This window comes from Arcticibacter sp. MXS-1, assembly GCF_041902385.1.
In the GTDB taxonomy this organism is placed as follows: Bacteria; Bacteroidota; Bacteroidia; order Sphingobacteriales; family Sphingobacteriaceae; genus Arcticibacter.
Map to the genome: position 1 here is coordinate 826814 of NZ_CP169244.1, position 24922 is coordinate 851735.

Genomic DNA, 24922 nt, shown 5'->3' on the forward strand with positions numbered 1-24922 from the left:
ATATTCTTTAAAAGCCGAAAACAACTGCCCATTTCTTATAGGCATTCAGAGTAAAATGCATACTCAACTTATTAGATCCTACCGGATCAAACACTAATAACTGAGAAGTCATATATCCGGCAGGCATCGCTCTGGATTGTCCCGCGTTAGATTGCCGATCATACAATAGAGTAGAAATAGGCATCCGTATATCAGTCAAATCATTGTTCATCGCGTCCGCGGAGATAATTTCGACAACGAGATTGGGGCTGGCGTCACCGGCCGCTGCCCCTAAGACAGCGTTATCTCCAACGATTTGTATCGAATATAATTGGACGCCACTAGGAACTGTCAATTCGAATAGATTGTTGTATCCGGAAGAGCTTTTGTCTGTCTTATATCCCGGTTTCATTACTAATGTGATTCCTGGTCCTGACGCCTTAACAGTTGTATGAGTCAAATTGCTAGGATGGTAATATAAAACACCGCCACTACTCCCGCCGCCTGCAGCAGGTGCCTGCCAGGTAGCAGCTGTACCCGTGCCATTTACAGTGAGTACCTTGTTCGCATCGGTCGCTGTAATTGCAGGCATTTTATTGTCCACATAAGTCTTAATAGCGCTAACCGAAGGATATTTCGTAGTTGAAGCCGCATCCGTAGTGATATTATTACTAATATTAGCAACGTCCTGTTTACCGTTCAGGGCGGTTTGCGTAGCCGTACTTATTGGTTTGTTCAGATCGCTCGTATTGTCAACATTTCCCAAGCCAACGTCCGCCTTTACAATCCCGGTTGGAGAAGTAATAATAGGGCTGGTTAATGTTTTATTAGTAAGAGTTTGTGTTGCTGATATTCCAACTACCTGCTGGTTGATGCCAGCATTATCATAAGTTGACTTCATCATGTCCCCACTGCCGCTACTCATTGTTGCCCAAAATCCGTCTCCCCTTAAATAGGTGGATGTACTTGGTGTACCACTTGCAGCGAGGGCTGATACCGGGATCGTGCTACTGCCATATCTTGCAGCGGGAATAGTTCCCGAAGTCAGGTTTACAGCATTAGTCTGGTCAACATTTTGAACATTCCCCAACCCTACGTCTGACTTTGTCAACGAAAGCATTGTCTTTACTGCAGATGCAGTAAGAGCGGTAGGTGCTGCAGTAGATGCAGTATTGTTTCCTAAGAGCGTTCCCGCTGCAATAGGGCTGTTTCCTGCAGCCGCCCACGACGCGTTCGTTCCGTTAGTCTGTAATACCATTCCTGCATTTCCGGTTTGACTCGGAAGCAGCGCGTTTAGTGCTGCAGTAGCCGTAGTTGCTCCGGTACCGCCTTTGGCAATAGGAATTGTTGTTCCATTCCAGCTACCACTGTTGATTGTTCCGACAGAACTGATACTGGTTGATCCGGTCCAGGTTGAAAGGGCAGTATTCTCAACGTTGTTCAGACCGAGCATCGTTTTTACCGCCGCGGGAGCCAACTCGGTGGCGGCTGCCGTTGCGCCACTGTTGTTTCCTAACAATGTATTATTACTAATAGAAGGCGCACTTCCTGATGCAGTAGAGCTCAAAGTTCCATCAGCTGCAATAGAAAGTCCACTTCCAACCTTTACACCACCCAACACAGATGCACTAGCCGTAGGCAAAGTATAGTCATTTGCGTTAGCGGCGATCCCGTCTAACTTAACTTTATCGCTCGCTGATAGTAAACCAGCTGCTGTGCTGCTTGCCACCGGCAGTGTGGCACCAGTTCCTGTGCTGCTTGCTATTTGTCCATTGGTGGCAGAAGGCGTATATGTTAGATTTGTCGCGCCTCCCCCTGAAGCTCCCCATGCGAATCCGCCAGCACCGTCGGAAGTTAACACCTGTCCAGTTGAGCCAGTTGCCGGAACATTCAGCTTTGCCTGAGTGACTGCCTTATTGGCCAGATCAGCAGTTACAATCGTGCCATCCAGGATTTTGGCTGAAGTTACTGCATTGTTTCCTATTGTTGTCGGCACAGTGATAGTTGATCCGACGGTACCCGTCCCCGTCACGTCACCTGTAAGTTGTACATTTTGGTCGCCGGTATTACTTCCCGACAAATTCGGGGCTGAAACAGTACCGCCCGGTCCCACAGTAATTGAACTTGCCGTAAGAGATCCGGTAGTAACGGAAGTTGGTGTGATATTTCCCAGTGATAGTGTAATTGCAGGGGTAGTTGTGCTTGTTGCAACACTCCCCGTGATACCTGAGTTAGCGGTTAACGACACATTGGTCACTGTACCCCCAGCAGTTGGAGTTTGCCATACTGGTGCGCCTCCGCTTCCCACGGTCAGGATCTGGCCAGTTGTTCCTGTAGCTGGCACTTTGTTATCGACATAACTTTTAACTGCATTTGCTGTAGGATAATTATCAGCCGTAAGGGTACCTGAAAGCGATGTCACTTTGTTTGACTTGTCTTCTTTGCCCTGAACAGTTGAGTTTGCACTGACCCGTGCATCCGTATAGTACTTATTAGTGGCACCTTCTGTAACCAGGTCTGTATTGTAATCACCTGCTGAGGCAGTAACCACACCAGAGCGTCCAAATACAGTAGTCACACCATTCGTGTTGCTTACCTTGCCCCAGGTAGTACCGTCCGAAATGATCCAGTCTCCGACGCCGTAGGCAACCGTATTATAGGTACCTGCTTTTGATATTACGTAGTATTCGCCTTTGTTGCCCGTTGAGGGACTTGCTAAGCTGCCAGATGTCGGGTCAAATGTACCCTTATAATTGACGGCTCCAACTAAGGAACTCGGAAGATATTGTGTTTCAATTTTACCTGAAGCGTCGAGCGGTGCCACTCCCGATGCCTGTCCAATTGCAGTTTTATCTACTTTATTAGAAAGAGCAGTCGAGTTAACCCATTTGTTACCATTCCATTGCAGAATGTCATTAGTTGCTGCGCTTGTAACTGTGACGTCTGTCAAGTTTGTAAGAGCCACATTAGCAGAAAGGCTGCCAGATGCTACTTTTAACCCAGTCCCGATCGTTAAAGCTTCTGGCGATCCACTTCCGGCAGAACTCCTTCCAAGCACAGTTCCGTTTGCGATATCGGCCATCTTTGAAAGCGTAACTGCCTTATCAGCCACCGCTAAAGGAGATGCGGCTGTATTTCCATCTCCCGTCAGTGTTCCATCATGGTAGACAGTCGTCATACCTCCTGCAGTAGCAGTCGTAATGCGGCCCGCTAACTCTTTTAATGCTCCTTGTACGTTTGATGCGCTCACCCCATCACCAGGTGCAACCGTTACAGTCGCTGCGGTCTGATCACCTGTATTCACCCCTGTTGTCTGGCTAATCACTGCAAGCTGAGCATCTGTCACATATCTCCTGTCCGTTGATGAAGCAATATCAGCAGTAGTAGCATCCGCCCCGGCCGTTACTAAACCGTTCGAATCGTAGGTGATCTTAGTTTTCGTAGCTCCGGTAATAGGAGCATTGGCTGTTAACTTAGTTGCAATAGCCGAAGTATTCGCAGCAATCTTGCCGTCAAGCTCTCCTAACACCGATTGAACTGTTGTACCGGTGATACCGGGGATGGCACTTACAGGAACTTGGCTGGCATTTTGGTCTCCTGTATTAGTACCAGAAACTGTAGCATCGTCTGTCACCGTTAGCGTCTTCGCGGTGGTGCCCCCTCCGATCGAAAAACCTGATGGCAGTGCAGTCAATGTCAGTCCGTTTACACTGGTAACACCAGTTAATGTCTTTGGCATGTTGGCCATCGGCAGAGTGCCAGTTACTTTAGAGGCGAGGTCAATTCCGCCCGCAAGCATTGTATTTGTCACCTTACCCGCGCCAATAGTAAGGGTCGGACTTAAAGAGTTCGTCCCCGAAGAAGCCCCAACCACATCTCCAGCATTATTAGGGGTAAATGAAATGGTCTGATTAGCGGCGGGCTTATTTACCCACTTAGAAGTCGCACTATCCCATTGTAACATGTCACCGTTCGCCTTACTTGCTACTGCCACGTTTGACAGTCCTTCCAGAGTCGGAGTAGCCGCAGAAAGCACACCGGAAGATAAAGACAACCCTGACCCAATGGTTATTGCTTCTGGTTTACCAGTACTGAGAGAACTGTTTCCAAGAAGGGTTCCTCCTGCAAGGTCAGCCATTTTTCCAAGTGTTACAGCTTTGTCGGTTATTTTAGACGTTCCTACACCATTGTCGGCGATACCCAGATTTGTGGCATTTCCGTCACCGGAGAGCGTTGCATCATGTTTCACGGCAGTCAAACCTCCGCTCGCCGCCGTACTGATTTCACTTTGTAATTCTTCCAGAGCCGCCTGAACATTAGTAGATGTCAGGGCTCCGTTCGGTGTTACAGTGATACCAGATGCAGCCCCGCTTGCTCCTGATATTGGCCCCCATGTTCCATCGCCCCGAAGATAATCGGTTGAAAGGCCATTTCCTATAATTGCTGCTGCTGGAATTGTAGCATTACCAAAGCGAGCAGTTGGTATTGTACCCGAAGTAAGATTTGCTGCGTTAGTCTGGTCCACATTCTTAACATTTCCTAAACCTACGTCCGAACTTGTTAAAGCTAACATCGTCTTCAACGAAGTCATATTAAGAGGAACCGGAGACGCAGAACCTGTTGCCAAATTTCCCAAAATTGTTCCCGTTGGTACAGGAGCGATCTTTTGTAACGCAAGTGCCCCATCGTTTAAACCTACAGAAGCCACTCCCGCAGTTGTCGTCGCTGTTAATCCTCCAAATGCGGTTACTCCGGAAATTCCGCTGCCACCACTTCCTCCTGTAACGTCTGCCCAGGTAAAACCTCCGGCCCCGGTAGAAGTCAACACCTGACCGGCATTGCCGTTGCCCGTGATTCCAGTTAATTTATTGGGTGTGATAGCCTGATTAGCAACCCCGAGCGGACTGCTGCTCACTCCATTACCCGTGAGGGTAGCATCATGACTAACCAATCCTCCGGCGCCGCTGCCTCCTCCTGCCATGGCTAACAGACCAGCTAAATCAACATGGCTGTCGCGAGGGCCTGAAATAGACAAGACAGTACCGGCAAGGCTAAGAGATTGGTACAGATCGGCCAGACTAACTGAGTTTCCTCCTTTGATAGAAAGATTCTGAGCAGCATCAAGACTCAGCACAGGAGCATTATTTGCTCCTGCAGCTGCAACAGCGTCATCTACGTATTTTTTAGTAACTGCATCTTTATTATTTGTAGGAGGAGCGAGATTGGTAACCTTGTACCCCCCATTGATACGTTTGCCAAAGGAGTCCCAAAACCACTCAGCGGGATATTCGCTTTGTCAAGGGCAGCATTTGTAACTGCACCATCAGCGATTTTAGAAGACGTCACAGCTTTATCTGCAAGATCCAGTGTTACAGGAGCAAGAGCTGCTTTCTCTCCGTTTCCAATCTTTATAGTACCACCAGAAGTGATTGCTTGAGGAAGTGTTCCACCACCTACAAGTGAAATACCTGACGCTGGCCACGAGCCGTTACTTTTAGGCCCGTAGAGGGTGTAAGTTGTGGTATTTATGTAAAAATCCCCATTATTACCAGCAGAAGGGGCTGGGTTTGCCGCCCCGTTCAGCAAGGTATTTACGACCGTATTTCCACTGCCTCCGGTCCCAATCTCTGAACTGGTCGCTAGCCTTTGCCACTGCCCGTTGTTGAAAAAGTAAAACCCGGGTGTATTATCCGTCTGGTAGACGACAAGTCCAGTTGCAGGGGCGGCAATAGAGCTCCGCTGCCCCGAAGTCAGTCTAGGGATTAAGACGCCCCTTGAGGTCGATACGACATCCAATTGCGCACTTGCATCCGGCGTTGTCGTCCCTACCCCAACCTGAGCCTTCGCTGAAAAACCTAACAGTAATCCAGCAATTATTGTCAAGCACTTGATCGCCCCGCCCAAACCGCTACTATGTGTAATTTTGAAGTCCATTTATAACGTATCTACTTGTTTACTTTCTAATTAATAAAAATCGTAACAGCGCTTGCTGCTGCTCCTTCGGTTATTTCGCTCACCAACGCCACCCCTTCCCGGGAAAGTTGTCTCATAATTTAATGCCGCCTCTGTTGTTCCGGCGGTGCTGCCATACTGCAGCTTGGACAAGGTGGCATCGTGACTAACGCCAAACCTTACCTTATCGTAATAATCTTTACGGATGAAGATGTCAAAGATTAAAGAAACCACCAGTGCATCTCCCTTTACTCCCTGCTGGCTCCTGTACCAAAGCCCCGCATTTACAGACCTATATTTATATTGAAAACCAGCACTAACCGAACTTTCCTTTGCTTGACTGTAATACACAAGAGAAGGAATCAGAACAGAATTTCCGTCATCACTGTAAGGATCTAAGTTGATTCTGTAGCTGGTATGTGCATTCACTCTTACCGGCAGGGTCGACCTTAAGCCAGTAAAAGATTCGTTCGGCTTATTTATATGCTGAGCGGACGCACCGATCATAAAATCGCCAAGAATAAAATTGACTCCTGTGCCTGCATCGAAAAAGTACTTGTTGTTTAAGACCGGTAAGGATGCATCTGTAACAGCACCTGGAATAATTCCCGTCACAGGATCGATCTGATCAGCAAAAAGCAATTTATTATAGTCGATCCTTCGCCTGGTAAAGCCGGCTTGTAATCCAAAAGATAATACTGCGTTATCGAAATCAATACTATACGAATACAAGCCAGATATATTAAGCTTCTTTAGATAAGCAGTTCCCTCACTCGAATTTGTAACCAGCAAACCAAAGCCGCCGCCAAACTGTGGCACATTGTACTCAGTCGACAAAGTGAAGTAGTTAAGTGATCCAGGAACTCCCGTCCATTGATTTCTATATATCATATTAACACGTAGATCTCCATCAAACTGCCCGTTAAGCGCCGGATTAAGGTAACTCGGCGCATTGTAAAACTGCGAATAGATGTGGTCCTGAGCGAAGGCAAACGTCAGCAACTGAAAAAGAAGAAAAAATAACTTTAACGTCTGCTTCATATTCATCATCGTATTAAATGAATAGGACCAACTGCGCTTCTTGCCCCTGTTTCATATTTCATTCCTTTCCATTCGGTGCCGTCTATAAAGACTGCATCAATACGCCAGACATATACCCCCTGAGGAGCTGGCTGACCTGATGATGTGCCGTCCCATCCCTCCGATGGAGACCCTTTCTCATCCAGCTTATCAGACTGCCATACCATCCGGCCCCAGGTATCAAAAATTTTCAGAGAGTACTTTGCAATTCCGGACCCTTTCGGTCTGAACGTCTTTAGCTCTGTTTTAAAGTTCCCAGGTTCGAAACTATTTGGTACATAGAGGTATCCTGGCACACCGTCAATCCTAACTTTCCTTGTCATTGTATCCTGACACCCTTCCGCGTTGACGACGACAAGCCTTACCACGTGCTCACCTGCATCTTTATAAGTATGTGTAGGATTTTCATCCTGCGTGCTTTGTCCATCTCCAAAAGACCATATATACTTCACGACAGCTCCCTTACTCTGATTTTTGAAACTGAAGGTATAATTAGGGATCTTCACTACAGAATCAGGCGAAATTGTAAAGTCCGCCTGCGGAGGCTCTATTACCTGTATATAGTTTGTTTGAACAACCTCGTTTGAACAACCGAACTCGCCATATGCAGTAAGCTTTACATTGTATGGCGAATTGATATAAGAAAAGGTGTGCTGAGGATTCGGACTAGTTGAAAAAGTTCCGTCTCCAAAATCCCACAAATAAGAAGTGGCATTCACAGATAAATTCTGGAAAGTAACACGAACCTGAGTACATCCTTTGGTAACGTCAGACTTAAAAGCAGCCTGCGGTACTTGAGCGATCCTGACATTTACGATGGCAGTGTCACTACAAAGACTATTATATGCGATGAGCTTTAGCTTATATACGCCGGGCTGACCATATATATGAGCAGGAGTTGCTTCTGTCGACCTGGAACTTCCGTCGCCAAAATCCCATAGATAACGACTTGCACCTGTACTGGCGTTTGTAATCTTTATATCCAGCATTCCATTACAACTTACGCTGTCCTGGACCTTAAATAATGCGGTTGGCTTTGGATAGGTACTAAACTGCTTCTCTGTACTACTTTCACCGCAATCATATTTATTCTTAACGACTAACTTTAATTTGTAAATCTTATCTGCTTGGCTGAGGATTATACCGGTTGGCTCCCGGTCCGTTGATATCAACTCATTATCTAAATACCACCAGTACTGATCTGCATATTTTGACGTGTTCTGAATATTGAGCCTCAATGGAGGGCAACCGGCGCTTTCTGATGTAGTAAACGCAGCAGAAGGCAAAGGATTGAGCTGAAAGTAGTGGACTACAGTATCAGGACATCCCATGGCACTTGTCGCAATTAACTTAACTTCAAACTTGTCAGGCATACTCGCGTTATACGCAGCATTGAATGTAAAGGTTAGATCTTTCGTCTTTCCTACAACATTATTATTAATCAACCACTTATAAGACACAGCGTCAGTTCCAGCATAAGTCGTCTTATTAGTAAATAAAACGGTAGCGGTAGAACCGCAAGCTGCCCACTTCGACGCTTCAAAAGCTGGCTTTGGACGCGCCGAAATTCTAACGTATTGTGAGCTTGTATCGATGCACCCCGCCTCGTTGTAGGCTGTAAGCCTAATTTTATAAAGGCCGGGCTCGGTGTAAATATGTTCAGATGTGTAACCCGTACCAATATTGTCAGCGCTAGCAGGATCTCCAAAATCCCACTGTACTCCCGCTGCGTTAGCTGGAGTGCTAGCCACAACGAGCTTATAAGGTACACAATTGAGGTAAGAAGAGTTGCTTATAAAGCTTGCGACAGGCAATGCCGATATTTGAATAGCATGTGTGGCCGTATTACTACAAACACTTCCATCCGGATATGACTGTACAGCCGTTAACTTAACATCGTATTTGCCCGAATGCAGGTAAGCGTGTTTAGGATTAGGAAGGTTACTGTAGGTACCGTCACCAAAATCCCATGTAAAAGAGGATGCAGCATTCTTTTCGTTTACAAACTGTATAGAGTCCTTCACACAGTTGAGCGATCTGCCGGCCGTAAATTCCGAATTGGGTTTTGGGTAAACAACAATCGTTTCCGAGGTGCTGCCTGTTGAACAGCCGTTCGTAGCAGTCAAATTCACTTGGTAGGTACCCGGCGTAGTAAAAGTATGAAATACCGACTCCGGCGATTGTGTCGTTACTAAAGTCCCACCGTCATTGAAATCCCAGTAGAAACGATTTGCACCAGTGGAATTGTTATCAAATTTTACCGCAAATGGGACACACCCATACTTCCTGTTGCCATCAACAACAAGCTTAGGTGTAACCGTATTAGGATATATAACTATCTGATAACTTTTTGTATCCACACCACATTCATTAATTGCTGTAAGCTTAAGCGTTACAGTATCTGTCTTTGTGGTGTAATACGTATGTTTTACATCAAAGTTGTCATTTTTCTCAAGAGTATTTCCATCTCCAAAATCGAAGATATATTTATTTGGTATTCCCCGCGATTCGTTAGCAATCGTGATCTCCAAAGGAGAACAGCCGCGCGTTTTGTCAGGGGTGAAGCTAACTAACGGGAGCGGACGTACTAAAACCGAGTCCACATATTCAGTACTTTGACAATCTGTTGAAGCTGTCAGCCTGACGATATAGGTGGTATCGCGATTCAGCGGGTGGGGTTTAAAGATAATCGTCCCCGGCTGCTCTAGCGAAGATGTTTGCCCGTCACCAAAGTCCCAATGGTAGTCTGCACCCTGCAGAGGAGCTGAGGTATTGGTGAAAGAAACCGCGAGCGGCCCACAGCCTTTCTCCTTATCTTTTGTGAAAGATGCCTTAACATGTTTTACTGTTTGAAAAACCAATTCTGTACTATTAGCTCCACAGCCAAAACGACTTTCAGCTACAAGTTTCACAGTAACCTGTTTCCCATCCTCTGAGATAACAAAATCTGGAAAGCTTCTAGACGCGCCAATAGAGACACCGTCAACAAACCACTCGTAAGTAGAGTTACGATCATCATACGGGACCAGGGTAATTACGTCCTTTAAGTTGAACGGAGAACACGCCTTTTGCTTTGAGGCCTTAAACTCCGCTTTTGCAAGCGGACGGATCGTTATCGTAACGATATTACTTATACTCTTCTGATCACCTGCACAGAGAGAAGTTGTTACAACTCGTCTGATTTGTACAGACTGAGCCAATACGGCAGGTTGGTAATCAGCAGATGTTTCGCCCGGGATATTAGTCCATAAGACCCCATCAAGACTTTGCTCCCATTGGTACTGATAATTTCCGTCTCCCCCCAGGGGCTGCGAGCCAGATAGTTTAGCAGGAGGCTGACCTAAGCACAATTCCTGATCAGCAGAAATAAGATTATTGCTAATAGGGGGCTGTACCGACACCTCTACAATATTACTCTCCATAGAACATGGGCCCGCATCGACAATCCTCTTGAAGTAGGAAGTTGAAGTAAGGGTAGCAGAATAGGTTGCCGTTGTAGCTCCGTTTACAATAATCCAGGGTCCCGTTGCCGAGTGACTCGACACCCACTTGTAGTTGTAGCTGCCGTTTCCTCCGCCTGGCTCAGCTCCCGTTATATCAACTGTTTGTCCTGAACAAATTGTTGTACTCCCTGTTATCGCATTCGTTAACGGCGGATAATTATGAATAACGACGTCATCAGTACTCGCGTCGCAAATGTTATTGCTTATAGACCACCGAAACACATAAGTGCCAGAGGTAGCACTACTGATAGTAGTAGTTGGATTTGAAGAATCATCAATAGTAGCCGCCGGGCCGCTGACCTGCGTCCAAGAACCGCTACCCGCTACCGGTGTATTTCCCTCCAGCCTGAAGGAGCCCTCATTACAAAGAAACTGGTCTCTGCCAGCGTCAGCAGCCGTAACATTTGGCAACACTTCGATAAATACAGAAGAAGACGGCTCCTCATTGCACGAGCCATTTCTAACAATCGCACGATAGTAGATACTGCTGGCGAGATTCGTAAAAGTATTAGAGGTGCCGGTGCCGGGCACCGTAAACCATGTTGCATTATCAGCAGACGACTGCCAGCGAACTACATCACCCCGGAAATCGATCGCCTTAACAGTAACAGAATTTACACCGGTACACACCCGCGATATACTACTGACGGCCTTGCCGGCTATCGTCGGTTCATCAACAATAATTTGAAATGGCATTGTAAGCTCTGAAGCCAGACAAGGCGCCGCCTGCCTCACGACTACCCGGTACCAGGTAGTCGCAGAAAGAGCCCCCGGAGAAAGCGTCTCCGAATTTGCGCCCGGAAGATCTGTGAAGGTAATATTGTCACTCGATGCTTGCCATTGAAGGAAAGCACTTGAGGTATAACCGTTGACCTTCAGCACTCCCGGATCACTCCCCTGACATAACCGGGAAATCGCACCTTGGATAGTACCTGCGACGGGATACGCCACAATACGAATATTGACCTGGGCGGTACTTCCCGAACACCCAGGCACAGCAACAGTCGCATCGTTTTTTGTCTGCCACTGAAAAACATAATCACCTGGCTGCAATCCTGATACAGTACTATTAAACATACTGGGATGATCAATAGTGACTGCGGGTCCAGACACCTTAGTCCACGTCCCGGTCTCTCCGTTACTGGCCTGCGGTTCATTGCCGTCAAGAGTGAAACTTGTATTAGAACCTTGCTTGTTCAGGCATATGCTTTGGTCAGCGCCGGCGGAAGCTGCCGTCACAGGCTTCCTGACTACTATCTTCACTACATCAGACCTGTCGGGACAAGGACTAATCCCTGCTATGGTCCACCGCAGATTATAAGTCTTCCCTGCCTCCAATCCTCTGACTTCAGCATTCGGAGCATGAGCATCAGGGAAAAAGGTAATTAAACTACCTGCAGCATCGTCTGTCCAGGTTCCGGAAAACCCAGTTCCAGGGTCATTTCCGCTTAAGGTATAGTTAGTTAAATTACAAAGAATAACGTCAGGCCCGGCATCTGCATTGGGCGTTCCGGCATTAACGATGATTTGCACTGGAGCACTGACAACTTCACACTCTCCAAAGCTTTTAACTCGGCGCCGGAAATAAGTAGTAGCAAAGGGATTTACAGTGACCGTTTCCTTATCGGCCCCAGCCAATACCGCCCAGTTGGTAATACCATCGGCTGATGCCTCCCAGACAAACGAATAATTGGCAGGATAACCGGAAACGTTGCCTCCCGAAAGGACGTCAGTACGCAAAGCAACCAGGTCGCCCTTACAGGAAACAGCGTGATCAGCTTTCACTGAATTAATAATATCTGATAACACGTCCAGGCTCATTGTACTGGCACTAGGTACACAAGAACCATTCGATATGGTCCATGTAAACTTATATCTGTTTCCTTTCTGCAGGCCGCTGACAATGGTGTTATACTTAGATGGCTCTTCAATTACCGCCGGGGGCCCAAAACTTTGCGTCCATATACCGTTTCCTATTGCCGGGATATTTCCGTGCAGCTGAAAGGAAGTAGAGGTAGCGCAAATGAATTCGTCATCTCCCGCATCAGCAGCAGTTGGTTTTTTCTCAATTGTTATGGTAGTAGGACTTGAATAAGCAACGTCACAAGTGCCGCTCTGAACTACAGCTCTGAATTTTGTGGAGCCAGTCAAGCCAGAATAGTGGTAAGGGTTAGAGACCGACGCGATCGCGACCCAGGTTGAACCTCCCGCCAACCGTTCCCACCTGACAATAGTGCCTGTTTGTCCAGAGAGCGTAACATCTCCAGAAACGGCGGTTCCCTCGCAGAAAGTTGCATCACCACTTGTGGTCCCTCCTACAGAAACGGGATCTACATTCATTGTAAAAATAGACGAATAGGCTTTGGAACCACAACCGCTATCTGATCCGGAACTCGCTACTGACACCCGTACGAACGTCTTTTGCTGTAAGTGCTCGAACAAAAAGCTGTCTTTACCTTCAGAGCCTGCAACTGCCGTCCACACGACATTATCAGGGGAGGTCTCCCACCCGACTATCTTGCCCTTATAATTATTTAGCTTGAGCGTCGTCCCGTTATCATAGCAAACTGCTGTTGGTCCGCTGATCGCACCGCCTTCTGGCTTTGCATATACGGTGAGTTGCATTTCATCATACTCCGCACAGCCGGCCGGATTACTAATCGTCCAGCGAAGCTGATAAGTCCCCGGCACTAAATTTAGAATATTGGCTTCTGGTTTAGTGGGGTCGTCAAACGATGCTCCTGACGGACTGCTTCCCACAATTGACCAGAGACCATTCTCGTAGGGCTGTGGCTGATTACCGTGCAGCTTGAACGTGGTGTTACTCTTAAGCGAGCCGGTCGGTACGTTATCACATACAATTGCGTCTGGGCCTGCGTCTTTGACAATCGGTCCATAAAAAGTAATAACCTGACTGTCGCTCACCTGAGCATTACATTCATTATTGTAAAAGACAGTAACAGTGTAGGTTCCCGGGGACTCGAACCGGATTGTAGGATAAGGGCTGCCCGAAGATCCTTTTTCATAGCTAAACGCTCCCCCACTAACAGTCCAGTTGTATGTTTTCGACTTTCCGAACCCGGTGTATACAGGCTTGTGCCTTTCATCGGCTGAAAAATCAATAGGAACAGGCAGCTTACGGCAAACCTGCCAATTTTCAGGTAAAGAAACAGACAGAGGGCCTGCAACAGTAAAAGGAGTATCCAGAGTCAGGGTGTCACATGCATTGATCGACGTAAGCCGCAATATATAGTCTCCCGCCTTTGTAATTCTGATTTTCGGAGAATAGTCAGTACTTGGAGTAATAAAAGTAACACCGTCATTAACCAGGCTTTTCGTTTCGGCATTTAGGACACTCCACGCCCAGGATATTTTACATACTTTGTCAATGGCCGTTTTATTCGTAACAACAATATCTGCGGGGATACACTGGGCCGACTGTGTGATTTCGTAATCGAGCTTGGGACTCTCCTCTATACAAACGTCCAGAACTTTTTCCGATGGTGTGCAACTGTTATTGCTGGCCACCAGCTTCACATTATAAGTTCCTGGTTGAGTAAAAACGTGGATAAAGTTCTGTTCATCCGAATAGGGCACCCAAGCCGTTTCAGGTTCTGTATTCTTTTTTACATACCAGAGGTAAAAAGTCTCGTCCGTACAGCTCATCCCAGACGCATCCTCAGCCCTTCCGGGAATCGTTGTATTGTTTATCAGGACTGGACGATTCACGCAGCCCCGTTCTCCAGGGATCTCAAAATTCGCTACCGGAGACTTGTATACCTTAGGATAAGTAGTAATTGGAACGCTGGCTCCCGCACAGAACGGTGCTTCGATAAAAATATTTGCCTGATATGAGTTGTAAATAGGAGTTTGCAGCATAATCGGAGCTCTGCCACACGATGTCTCACTATACCGATGCTTAACATTTCCGGCAGAGTCTAATAATTGCCCCTGGGTAATATAATCAGTATTCGAATCTCCCCAATCAAAGCGATATACCAATCCTGGGTAGTTCGAAAGGATGCTTCCCTTATTATCAGCAGACGGCGTTCCTACATTTACAGAATATCTGATCAGCTCACTTTCTCCATAGCTGTTAGCTGAGTTATTAACAGCCGGAATACAGGCTGTTTGGGTTCCGGATGACTGTAGACTAAGATTATAGGTTGAATTAAGAACCACGTAGCTTTTGGTGGAAACCACCCCGTTCTTTATGGCCCTGAATCTAACTGTATAATACGCCGTATTTAAATTAAGCTGATAAAAAGCGGTTGAATTAAAGTCGAAATTCACCGGGCTTACAGCCGGGTCATAATCATTATATAGCACTCCGGTCACGGCCGCGCCCGTTGTAGAGGCATTCTTAATTGTAAGAACATTGCCGTCCTTTATTAACGTACAATACCCCCAAATGCGATCGGCAACTAATACGCGGGGCGCTTCAGTTGGATCTACTTTTACAGTAGGGCCCGCTGTTCCTGATATTACAATGGGCCCACTAACAGAGATATAATTTTCGGTTGAAGGGCTTACTATTTTGACCCTTAGCTTGTAGTTACTTCCCGCCGGCGTTCCCCCAGGGATCACCCCGTTTACGAAGGTGGCAAAGTGGCTGTCAAATGTACCAATGGGTGGAGCAAGAGGATTAAAGGTACCGGTCGCATCAGAAAGATATAATTCAAATTTCGTTCCCTTTACAAAAGAAGATTTGACTTTAATCGGCACTGTGATGTTAGAACCAGGACCATATGGGCCCGGGTCCAGACTGCCGACATCTATCAGCTGCCCATAACTGGCCGAACCTACAGAACACAAAAACGTTAGTAAGAACAGTTTAAAACAATACTGGTTTAAGCTGAAGCCTATTCTTCTGACAATACTTTTTTTAATTTTTCGTTCGGCATAACCCCTTACCGTAAGCACCTATTTCGTTAAAGCATCTATCGTTCAGAGCAGTTAAAGGCCCCTGTTAGTTTTATTCTACAGGAGTTGCTAAAAAGAGCCAATTAAAGGACTGAGAACGTAGCATAGGGGGTTCTACGGCAACACGAAAAAAAGTTACTGTAAAGGACACTTCAACTGCCTTTGCCGATAAAAGGCAAGCAGCAAAGCGCGTAGTCATAAGGTTTGATCGAAGACAAAGAGAACAAAGCAACCTCTACTGCAGCTACAAATGCATCAGCTGCGCAAGCAAGACGGATCGCCGTATTTAGTATTACTTTTGGTTCATATGTATCTTTAAGGTTCTCACGATGCTCTTGCGGATATTCCAGGTACGCCTCAGTTTTCCCGCCGTCATTTTCAAATATTCTTTCTGCCAGAAGCCCGTGTTATAACTCCTCCAATCTTATACCCTCCATGGAGAAAGCGGCCGGAAAGATCCCATGGTTTAGGGGAACCAACAAAATGAACAATAGAATTATGATAGGACAGCAATTCTCCCTCTCCCGGATACCAGGGATTGTTATAAGCATCAGGCAGCCGGGCAAACTTTCCGCCTGCTACCGCGTTAAGCAAAGTCTGATCATGAGATATCAACCCGTCCGGGTATCTTTCAGCCAGTTTAAGCCACTGGGAATCTACGTCGTCTTGCCTCCACTTCTCAAGATTAAACAGGACTACACCTGAGTTAAAATATGGGGTATCCAGAGACCAGTTCAAATTTTTGGTGAAGAAACTGTTATCAAGAGCGTATTTAAGGTCGCAGCCGAAAACCGCCCCCAATAGAGAGTCGCCCATCTCATAGTCCTTTAGAGTAAGGATATCAAGCAGGACAAGCAGATCTGAATCAAGATACAGTGCCTGCTTATCGGGGATGGTCCTGGGGATTAACAGCCTTCCATAGGGCGTCCAGTCGCCATGCAAAGATCTCAGGTGCCCAAACTCGCCCTTGGCATCGAAGTCGACGAATTTTACATCACCCCGATACCCTACCGACGAAAGCAGGCTTCTAATGTTGTCTTTGTCTCGTAGTCTGAGCTCTGAACAGAGAAACCAGAGAACAAGCTGGCTGTTATCCGAACAATTACTGACCAGGGATGATAAGGTAGCTCCAAGTCCCTCCATACCCAATTCATTCACATTGAAAACTATGTTCATGATAGAAGAGGTTTTTTCAAATATATGGAATTATTTCAACAAACTTTTCTAATAAGTTAACAGAAATAAATCCAATAGTAAAATGGGTCTCCAGGCAGTCTTCTTTTTTCTCTTGTAAGATTAACGCCGGCCCTGCTATCAGACACCTCTCAGCAAAAAGCAGCGCCATAAGCCAGTATTGGGGCAGAGATGCAGTGCTCTGGATATTTCAGAGACTGCAGCCTTTTCTTGCGAGCAATCTCCGCATATCCTCTTTTCACCGGGCTCGCCGCGTAGCTTTACCCCAGCTCCCATTCCAGCCACCGGCAGGCAAACTAAAAACACGCAGCCATCGACCTGCTCGTTTTCGACCGAAGCTCTAAAACTTTCAGGACGATTCTCTCCTATTTCGGCACTTCCCAGCTTGAAGCGGTAAAAGTCGGATTGAACTCCGTCGACGTAGTGGTAAGTGTAAGTGTGGTCTTACCATCCGAAGACTCGGTCACTAACGGATAGCTGATCCCGTCCTTTTTGATAAAGCTCTTATATGCGAGAAAGCTCGGAGTCGTTCCGCCAGAACTGGCATTTGCTTTTAACGTATAATCCTCTCCTAGCAGGTAGATCAGCTTGCTTCCGTTTACAGAGAAAGTGAGCATATAATCACTATTTGATTTGGAAACGGTCCCGCGAAGAAAATAGGCATTTAGTCTTTTATGCAGTCCAAGTATTCCCTGATAAAGACCGTTTTTCATTTCCTTTTTTCTTCAGCCGTAAGGGGTCCTTTGCTTCCTTTTATCCACTGCCAGCCATCTTCACCTTCAAGCTGCCTGACAAGAAGCAGCTTGTCTTTTTGCCACACTTCTGCACGTACTTTGCTATTTACAATATCAGTTAAAACTACCGCCCGCAAGTTCCCGCTCATGGTCGCTGTTTCTCTCACTGTATTTAACTTATCGATATTTTGTCCTCCATAATTACTGCGCAGCTTCGCTAGCAATTGCGCGGCGTCAGGAAGCCGTCTATCCTCTGCTGGTACCTCCCGGTCATGCCTTCCTTCCGGCGCCTCCGCCCGGACTAAAGAGCTCTGTTCTTCCTCCCTAAAGTAAAATTCTCCATCGAGCAGGATCAGATCCTCTTCATCCGGCGGGCTGTAAAAGAAACTATGCCTGCTCACTCTGCCGTCATTGAACGTCATGACGATCTCCCCATCTCCAAGCCTATATCTACCTCGGCTTGACTTGTCTTTATTTTCGAACTTTCCACCAATCGTGCCGCCTGCGGTACTGCCGCCGATGCCTACCACACTTGAATGGTCCATAGAAAAGCTGCCTTTCCCGTCGAAATAAAGGTGCCCCGTCGATGATACGAACACATTAGGTCTCCCCGTCCCCACTCCGCCACTGCTCGATGCAGATCTCCGTTCATAGCCGCCTGCAGGAACCACGCTCACCCGCTTAACCTTATGCAGCGTATGTCTCACCCCAGCTGTACTTTCAAGCGCCCCCTTTGCGCCTATTCTATATCTCTCAGGCTCGCGCTGGCCTTTGAATGTTATCTGGACCATATTGTTCCGGATGGAATAGGTTCCGCTGACGTTCGTTTTCCAGTCACTTCTCTTAAGATCATCATTAAATGTTCCGTCGTTCCTGAAATAAAGCACAATATTATTGATCTGCATACCCTCAAAAGGAGTAGTATAGAGTTCTGCACCAACATAAACACCACTCAGTTTTTGTACCTGACCCGCTACGCGGTTGCACAGAACAACAAGCATACAGACTAACAGAAGAACTCTTTTCATAGGAGGCGAAGCATTAAGTAAGACAACAATAAAGTTCGAAAATTATTTAGTTTTCTACTAATGTCTGATGCTGTTTGGTTTTAGACGGCACAAAAATCTCTGAACTACTCTCAGCGTGTATGTAACTTCCAACCAGAAAACCTCTAAACAGATTGCGTCCTGCGGGGCGAGCAGCTGAAAAAGATTTTTAGAGCTCGCTGCTTTTATTCGATAATGTCAGATGGGCGTTAAGTAATGCTACGAAGCGAACTCCTTCGCAGTAAAAAGAAAAAGGCATCCATAAACCGGACACCTTTTTTCTGCGGAGAGAGAGGGATTCGAACCCTCGATACCCTTTTGAGGTATACACACTTTCCAGGCGTGCTCCTTCAACCACTCGGACACCTCTCCTTTAAGAGCGGCAAAGTTAATAAAATCTGTAAAACATCCTATATACAATTTTAGCGAAACAAAGCATTCAGGTCCTGACCCGCGTCTCTCAAGATCATACGTTAGCAATCGGGATAAGAAAGCTTACACAGGATCGCTGATAACCGGTACGCACAAACTGGAATAAAAGCAAGCAAACGATTCCTGGTGGTTACAACGTTAGCAAAGCGATCTCATCGAGGCCTTTAATACATTTTAATGATCCCGATGAACAAGAGTTGTATGAGAAACATTCAAGAGCTGAAAGCGCAAAGCGGGGATGAAAGAACATTGAAGTTCTTTCTAAGCAATGAAGGGCAAAGACACCTTAAAGAAAAAACGGCCCTGTTCCCTAAAACACCGACTTGGAAGGAACTGCCAGCGGAGTTTTACTAAGCTCTCCCCGCAGGTTCGTTTCCAGCAAATGACTGATGCGATCCTGAGAATAACCGCGGGCCAGCAGAAACATAAGTTTGGTCACAGCCGCTTCATAAGTCATATCATATCCACTCGTCACCCCCATCGCCTTTAAGGGGCGACTGGTTTCGTATCTTCCAAGCTCAACCGTGCCGACCTTACATTGCGAGATATCAAGAACCACTTTTCCTTTATCCATCGCTGTCTCCAGGCAGTTTAAGAACCATTTATCGGTATTGGTATTACCCGCGCCATAGGTCTCCAGAATGATGGCCTCAGCCTTTGAATTGACAATAGCAGCTACAGTCTCCTCACTAATCCCGGGGTAAAGCTTTAATACTGCAATCGAGTTATTGAGCTTCTTATGCGCTCTGAACGTACACTCCTCACACTTCCGGATACTTGCATCATTAAACCGCAGGTGCACCCCCGCCTCTGCCAGAACGGGATAATTGGGAGAACGGAAGGCCTCGAATTTTGCAGAATTGTATTTGAAGGCACGGTTTCCGCGAAACAGCTGAAAGTCGAAATAAATACATACTTCCGGTACGCGGGCCCGCCCGTTTTGCTTCGCAGTGGCTATCTCAAGCGCCGTTATCAGGTTCTCTTTTGCATCCGTCCGGATCTCCCCGATCGGCAACTGAGAACCGGTGAAAATAACCGGCTTATTCAGTCCCTCAAGCATAAAGCTAAGAGCAGAAGCAGAAAAAGCCATAGTATCTGATCCATGCAATATGACAAAGCCGTCATAAAGATGGTAGTTCTTATCAATCAGCTCAGCCAGCTCTACCCAGATCTGTGGATTCATGTTGGAAGAATCGATAATCTCGGTGAATGAATGAACTGTAATCTCGTAATTCAGTCTCTGAAGCTCAGGAACATTCTCTGTAATCAGATTAAAATCAAGAGGCCTTAAGGTACCGGTCACCTTGTCCTGAACCATACCTATTGTCCCCCCGGTATATATTATCAGTACCTTTGTCATCCTAAACTTCTCATGTAATATTTTTGATAAAGATATAAAAGGAACGGCTTACTCAAATGCCAAAAATGCTTTTTGAGTTCCTCGTCGTAATCTCCGCCACGGTCTCCAGGTCAACGTTTTTAATTTCCGCAAGTTTAGCTGCAATGTAGACCAGATAACTGCTCTCATTCGGCTTACCGCGAAAAGGCACCGGAGTCAGATAAGGAGAGTCCGTTTCCAGAACAAGATGCTTCATATCAAGCTGAGCCACCACTTTATCCAATCCCGAGTTCTTGTAGGTCAAAACGCCACCAATGCCAAGGTAGAATCCTAAATCCGTTATACGGTCGGCCTGCTCTTTTGTTCCTGTAAAACAATGAAAAATCCCCTTTAATTTTTCATCCCGCTGTTCAAGTAAGATCTCATACACCTCATCAAACGCGTCTCTGCAATGGATCACGATCGGCAAGTCGCGCTCTTTCGCCCACCCGATTTGAGTGCGGAAGGCTTCCTGCTGCACAGCCAGTGTCGTTTTATCCCAGTAAAGATCAATTCCGATCTCCCCCACTGCCCAAATTTTCATTTCCTCCATAGCCCTTTTAATTCTGTCAAGTTCGTCAAGATAGTTTTCCTTAACATCGCAGGGATGAAGTCCAAGCATCGGGTAGCAGTACTCAGGATATAAGTGCGTCAAAGCCTTTACCTCCTCAACTGATTCAGAATTGACATTGGGAAGGAATAATCGCGTCACGCCATTCTCAACACATCGGTCTATTAATAACTTCAGCTTATCAGGATCCTTTTCGTAATAAAGGTGTGTGTGTGTGTCGGTCAATATCATACCGGCGGCAAAATTAATGAATGTATACTAAAAACGGTCACGACTGGCTCTCTCATACAAGGAGGAGCGGGCATTCTTTGTTTTGCCGGCGATGGAAAAACAAGTCGTCCCTTGGCAATCAACCTCATGGCCAGGCGTCACGGCCAACGAAGCGATCTCATTCAAGTTTTTAAAAAAAACAATCAATACCTCAATCTGCACCACAAAAAAAGCCGTTCCTGCTTAGAGAAACGGCTTTTTTCACTTTATATTACTTGTTCTATTTTACCTCTTCATAGTCAACGTCGGTCACTGCGTCACCTCCGTTAGCTGAAGCATTTCCTGCTGCACCGTTACCGGCACCTGCTGAGCCCTGAGCTCCTGCAGCATCCTGAGTAGCTTTGTACATATCCTCAGAAGCCGCATTCCATGCATTTTGCAGTTCTGCTTGTGCTGAGTCGATCTCAGCAAAGTTCTTCGCTGCATGAGCTTCCTTCAGCTTCTTCAGCGCATCCTCAATAGGAGCCTTCTTCTCGGCAGGAATTTTATCGCCATACTCTTTCAGCTGTTTCTCTGTCGAGAATACAAGAGCGTCGGCTGCATTCAGCTTATCGATCTCCTCTTTTGCTTTCTTGTCGGCTTCAGCATTGGCCTCAGCTTCCTGCTTCATCTTCTGAATTTCGTCATCAGTTAAGCCTGAAGACGCTTCAATACGAATCTTCTGCTCCTTACCGGTAGCCTTGTCCTTCGCAGATACATGGAGGATACCGTTCGCATCAATATCGAAGGTTACTTCAATTTGAGGCACACCACGAGGTGCAGGTGGAATTCCGTCGAGGTGGAACCTTCCGATCGTCCGGTTCTGGCTAGCCATTGGCCGCTCGCCCTGGAGGATGTGTATTTCTACAGACGGCTGGTTATCTGAGGCAGTTGAGAAGACTTCAGACTTCTTGCTTGGGATCGTCGTGTTAGACTCAATCAGTTTGGTCATCACGCCACCCATGGTTTCAATACCAAGAGAAAGCGGTGTTACGTCAAGAAGCAGTACGTCTTTTACCTCACCTGTTAACACACCACCCTGAATAGCTGCACCGATAGCAACCACTTCATCCGGATTCACTCCCTTAGAAGGTTCCTTGCCGAAGAAGCTCTTTACAGCATCCTGAATAGCAGGAATACGGGTACTACCACCTACCAGAATAATTTCGTCAATGTCACCAGCAGAAAGACCTGCATTCTTCAAAGCAGAACGGCAGGGCTCAATAGTACGTTTGATCAGACTATCTGCCAGCTGCTCAAACTTAGCACGGCTTAAAGTACGAACCAGGTGCTTAGGTCCGCTTTGATCCGCTGTGATATAAGGAAGATTCACCTCTGTCTGAGTAGAACTTGAAAGCTCGATCTTTGCCTTTTCAGCGGCTTCCTTCAATCTTTGCATTGCCATGGCATCCTTGGTAAGGTCCATGCCATTTTCGTTCTTAAACTCATCAGCAAGCCAGTCGATGATCACGTGGTCGAAGTCATCTCCTCCCAGGTGGGTATCTCCATCTGTTGATTTCACCTCAAATACGCCGTCACCCAGTTCAAGAACAGAAACGTCGTGCGTACCACCACCACAGTCGAACACCACGATCTTCATATCCTTATGGGCCTTATCAAGGCCGTATGCCAGCGCCGCTGCTGTAGGTTCGTTGATGATACGTTTTACATTCAGTCCAGCGATCTCCCCGGCCTCTTTAGTAGCCTGACGCTGAGCATCATTAAAGTAAGCAGGCACGGTAATTACCGCTTCGCTCACTTCCTGACCCAGAAAGTCTTCTGCTGTCTTCTTCATCTTCTGAAGGATCATTGCCGAAATTTCCTGAGGAGTATATTTACGGTCGTCGATCTCTACGCGCGGCGTGTTGTTATCACCCTTTACTACTGCATAAGGGACTCTTTCAATTTCACGGCCCACCTCATTAAAGCTGTTCCCCATGAAGCGCTTAATAGAATAGATCGTTTTTTTAGGGTTAGTGATCGCCTGGCGCTTTGCAGGATCACCAACTTTGCGCTCACCGTTCTCAACGAATGCTACGATAGAAGGTGTCGTGCGCTTTCCCTCACTGTTCGCAATAACGACAGGCTCGTTACCTTCCATTACTGCTACGCAGGAGTTTGTTGTTCCTAAGTCGATACCAATAATCTTTGACATGTTATATTTTCCTTTAGCTTGTTCTATTGATTAACAAATATTTATTCATACCTTATCAATGCTTATGCCAACTATGCGATTCATTCACATTGACATGAATATGACAAGAAAAACGTCAGCATTAACCGATGTAACAATGACAGGATGACAGACAGGAAAACATATCGGAACAGTAACTCAAACCGGAGTAAAAGTAGTATGAGGGAAAAGCAGAGTCAGGACCACCTGCGTATTACCACATTCGTTACAGAGTATATCCTCGTTATCCCTGCGTGCGGGGTGTGTGCGGGTTGAGTGCGGGTTAAGTCCCGTTTCCCGCAGAAAACACCGCACTCAACCCGGACTCACCCCGACAGTATTCCGCACAAAAAACATAGCAGAAGAATAGGAAGAGCGAATCAGAAACGGCACCGAAACAAAGGCGACCAGAAGCATGGGTCTTTCATTGAAAAGACACAATATTGGGACATTACAATAAAACACTCATAAACTGCACGCACTAACGGGGATGAAAGTTGCTCGAATATTCTCTTCGGCCGTTAAAGAACAAGCATACTATCATAAAAAAAGGAGGCTGAACTCAGTGATGAGTCAGCCTCCCTTTTTCTATCCTTTAAGCGGTGCTGGCACCCGCTAACTTTAATACTACTTTTTCACAGCCTTTTTTACAGGTGCTTTTGTGCCGGTCTTTTTAGCCGGAGCCTTCGTACCTGTCTTTGACTTTAACGCAGCAGCCGGCGTCTTTTTAGCCGAAGTCGCACTGCTGCTACCTGCCTTCTTTGCCGGCTTCACCTTTACCAATTCAACATCGAAAAGCAGTGAGCTAAAGGGAGCGATATCATTTCCTGCGCCGCGCGGACCATAAGCCAGATCCGAAGGGATTAGAAAGCTCGCCTTTGATCCTTCATTCAGGAGCAATAATCCTTCATCCCATCCCTTGATAACCTGGCCCTGTCCTACTACTACGCTGATCGGCTCATACGTACGACCTGGCTGTTCAAGGCCGGCCTTCTTTGCATCTGCCTCAATACTTGAATCAAACACCTTTCCGTCAAGCGTTCTTCCTGTGTAGTTAACCAGTACGGTGTCGCCTGCCAAAGGCCGAACTTTAACAGAAGGACGGGTGATCGAGTAACGCAAGCCTGAGGCCGTCTTTGTCATCTTCAGTCCGCGATCTGTAATGTATTTTTCCAGTTTAGTCGCCTCAGCCGTCTTTAGCGAATCCATTAATCGCTGCTGCTCAGCAATAGCCTGATCCATCGACTGCACTTTTTCGACCCGGATCACAAACTGCAGAGAACTGCCCTTCGGAAAGAAAGGAGGACGCTGCATGGACGAATCGGTGAACAGAGAATCGGAAGGAACCTTGACCAGCGCACTGTCCTTTACTGAAAGCAACGGAAAGAAATACATCAGGTCGGAAATATTCCTCGATGGCTGAACCGCCAGCGTAACAGGCCGCCCTGCATCGAAAGAGCTAAACAATACGGAATCTTTATCCGTCTTCTGAATGAAATTAAACGTAATTACATCATTCAGCTTAATCCGGGTACCCGTATTAGGCGTAAAAATTTTATACTGAACTCCATTCGGCAAACGCTGGAACCCTTCATTCCCCTGCGCGAAAGTACTCACACTCGCTATTACCAGCGACAGAGCAATCAATAATTTAAACTTCATAATCTGATTATAAGTCATCCGGCGTTTCTACGCCGGATGACATTAA

Annotated in this window: 11 protein-coding genes and 1 tRNA gene; all 12 read right to left on the reverse strand. The window is 46.5% G+C overall.

Features of this window, described 5'->3' with window-relative positions:
- Positions 1 to 7 precede the first annotated feature (7 nt).
- Positions 8 to 5113 carry a beta strand repeat-containing protein gene (locus ACES2C_RS03475; RefSeq protein ID WP_374165623.1) on the reverse strand — a complete coding sequence of 1702 codons (5106 nt, stop codon included), beginning with the start codon at positions 5111 to 5113 and terminating at the stop codon, positions 8 to 10.
- 38 nt (positions 5114 to 5151) lie between these two features.
- Complete coding sequence (locus tag ACES2C_RS03480; protein ID WP_374165624.1) at positions 5152 to 5913, reverse strand: hypothetical protein; 762 nt, start codon at positions 5911 to 5913, stop codon at positions 5152 to 5154.
- Between the two features lie 30 nt (positions 5914 to 5943).
- Positions 5944 to 6972 (reverse strand): PorP/SprF family type IX secretion system membrane protein, encoded by a 1029-nt coding sequence (locus ACES2C_RS03485; protein WP_374165625.1) that lies wholly within the window; start codon positions 6970 to 6972, stop codon positions 5944 to 5946.
- Between the two features lie 5 nt (positions 6973 to 6977).
- Positions 6978 to 15329, reverse strand: coding sequence for a PKD domain-containing protein (locus ACES2C_RS03490; protein WP_374165626.1), 8352 nt, complete (start codon positions 15327 to 15329; stop codon positions 6978 to 6980).
- A gap of 486 nt (positions 15330 to 15815) precedes the next feature.
- Complete coding sequence (locus ACES2C_RS03495; protein WP_374165627.1) at positions 15816 to 16613, reverse strand: glycosyltransferase family 8 protein; 798 nt, start codon at positions 16611 to 16613, stop codon at positions 15816 to 15818.
- 383 nt (positions 16614 to 16996) lie between these two features.
- Positions 16997 to 17344, reverse strand: a complete 348-nt coding sequence (locus ACES2C_RS03500; RefSeq protein ID WP_374165628.1) for a hypothetical protein — start codon at positions 17342 to 17344, stop codon at positions 16997 to 16999.
- On the reverse strand, positions 17341 to 18393 hold the full coding sequence (locus ACES2C_RS03505; protein WP_374165629.1) for a hypothetical protein: 1053 nt from the start codon (positions 18391 to 18393) through the stop codon (positions 17341 to 17343). Before ACES2C_RS03505 ends, ACES2C_RS03500 begins: the two co-directional genes overlap by 4 nt.
- A gap of 302 nt (positions 18394 to 18695) precedes the next feature.
- Positions 18696 to 18783: transfer RNA gene (locus tag ACES2C_RS03510), tRNA-Ser, on the reverse strand.
- Between the two features lie 370 nt (positions 18784 to 19153).
- The gene (locus tag ACES2C_RS03515; RefSeq protein ID WP_374165630.1) at positions 19154 to 20203 is read right to left on the reverse strand and encodes an asparaginase; all 1050 of its coding nucleotides are present in this window, start codon (positions 20201 to 20203) and stop codon (positions 19154 to 19156) included.
- Positions 20204 to 20255: 52 nt separating this feature from the next.
- Complete coding sequence (locus ACES2C_RS03520) at positions 20256 to 21023, reverse strand: TatD family hydrolase (RefSeq protein WP_374165631.1); 768 nt, start codon at positions 21021 to 21023, stop codon at positions 20256 to 20258.
- A gap of 259 nt (positions 21024 to 21282) precedes the next feature.
- On the reverse strand, positions 21283 to 23196 hold the full coding sequence (dnaK, locus tag ACES2C_RS03525; protein WP_374165632.1) for a molecular chaperone DnaK: 1914 nt from the start codon (positions 23194 to 23196) through the stop codon (positions 21283 to 21285).
- A gap of 645 nt (positions 23197 to 23841) precedes the next feature.
- Complete coding sequence (locus ACES2C_RS03530) at positions 23842 to 24876, reverse strand: FKBP-type peptidyl-prolyl cis-trans isomerase (protein ID WP_374165633.1); 1035 nt, start codon at positions 24874 to 24876, stop codon at positions 23842 to 23844.
- Positions 24877 to 24922 lie beyond the last annotated feature (46 nt).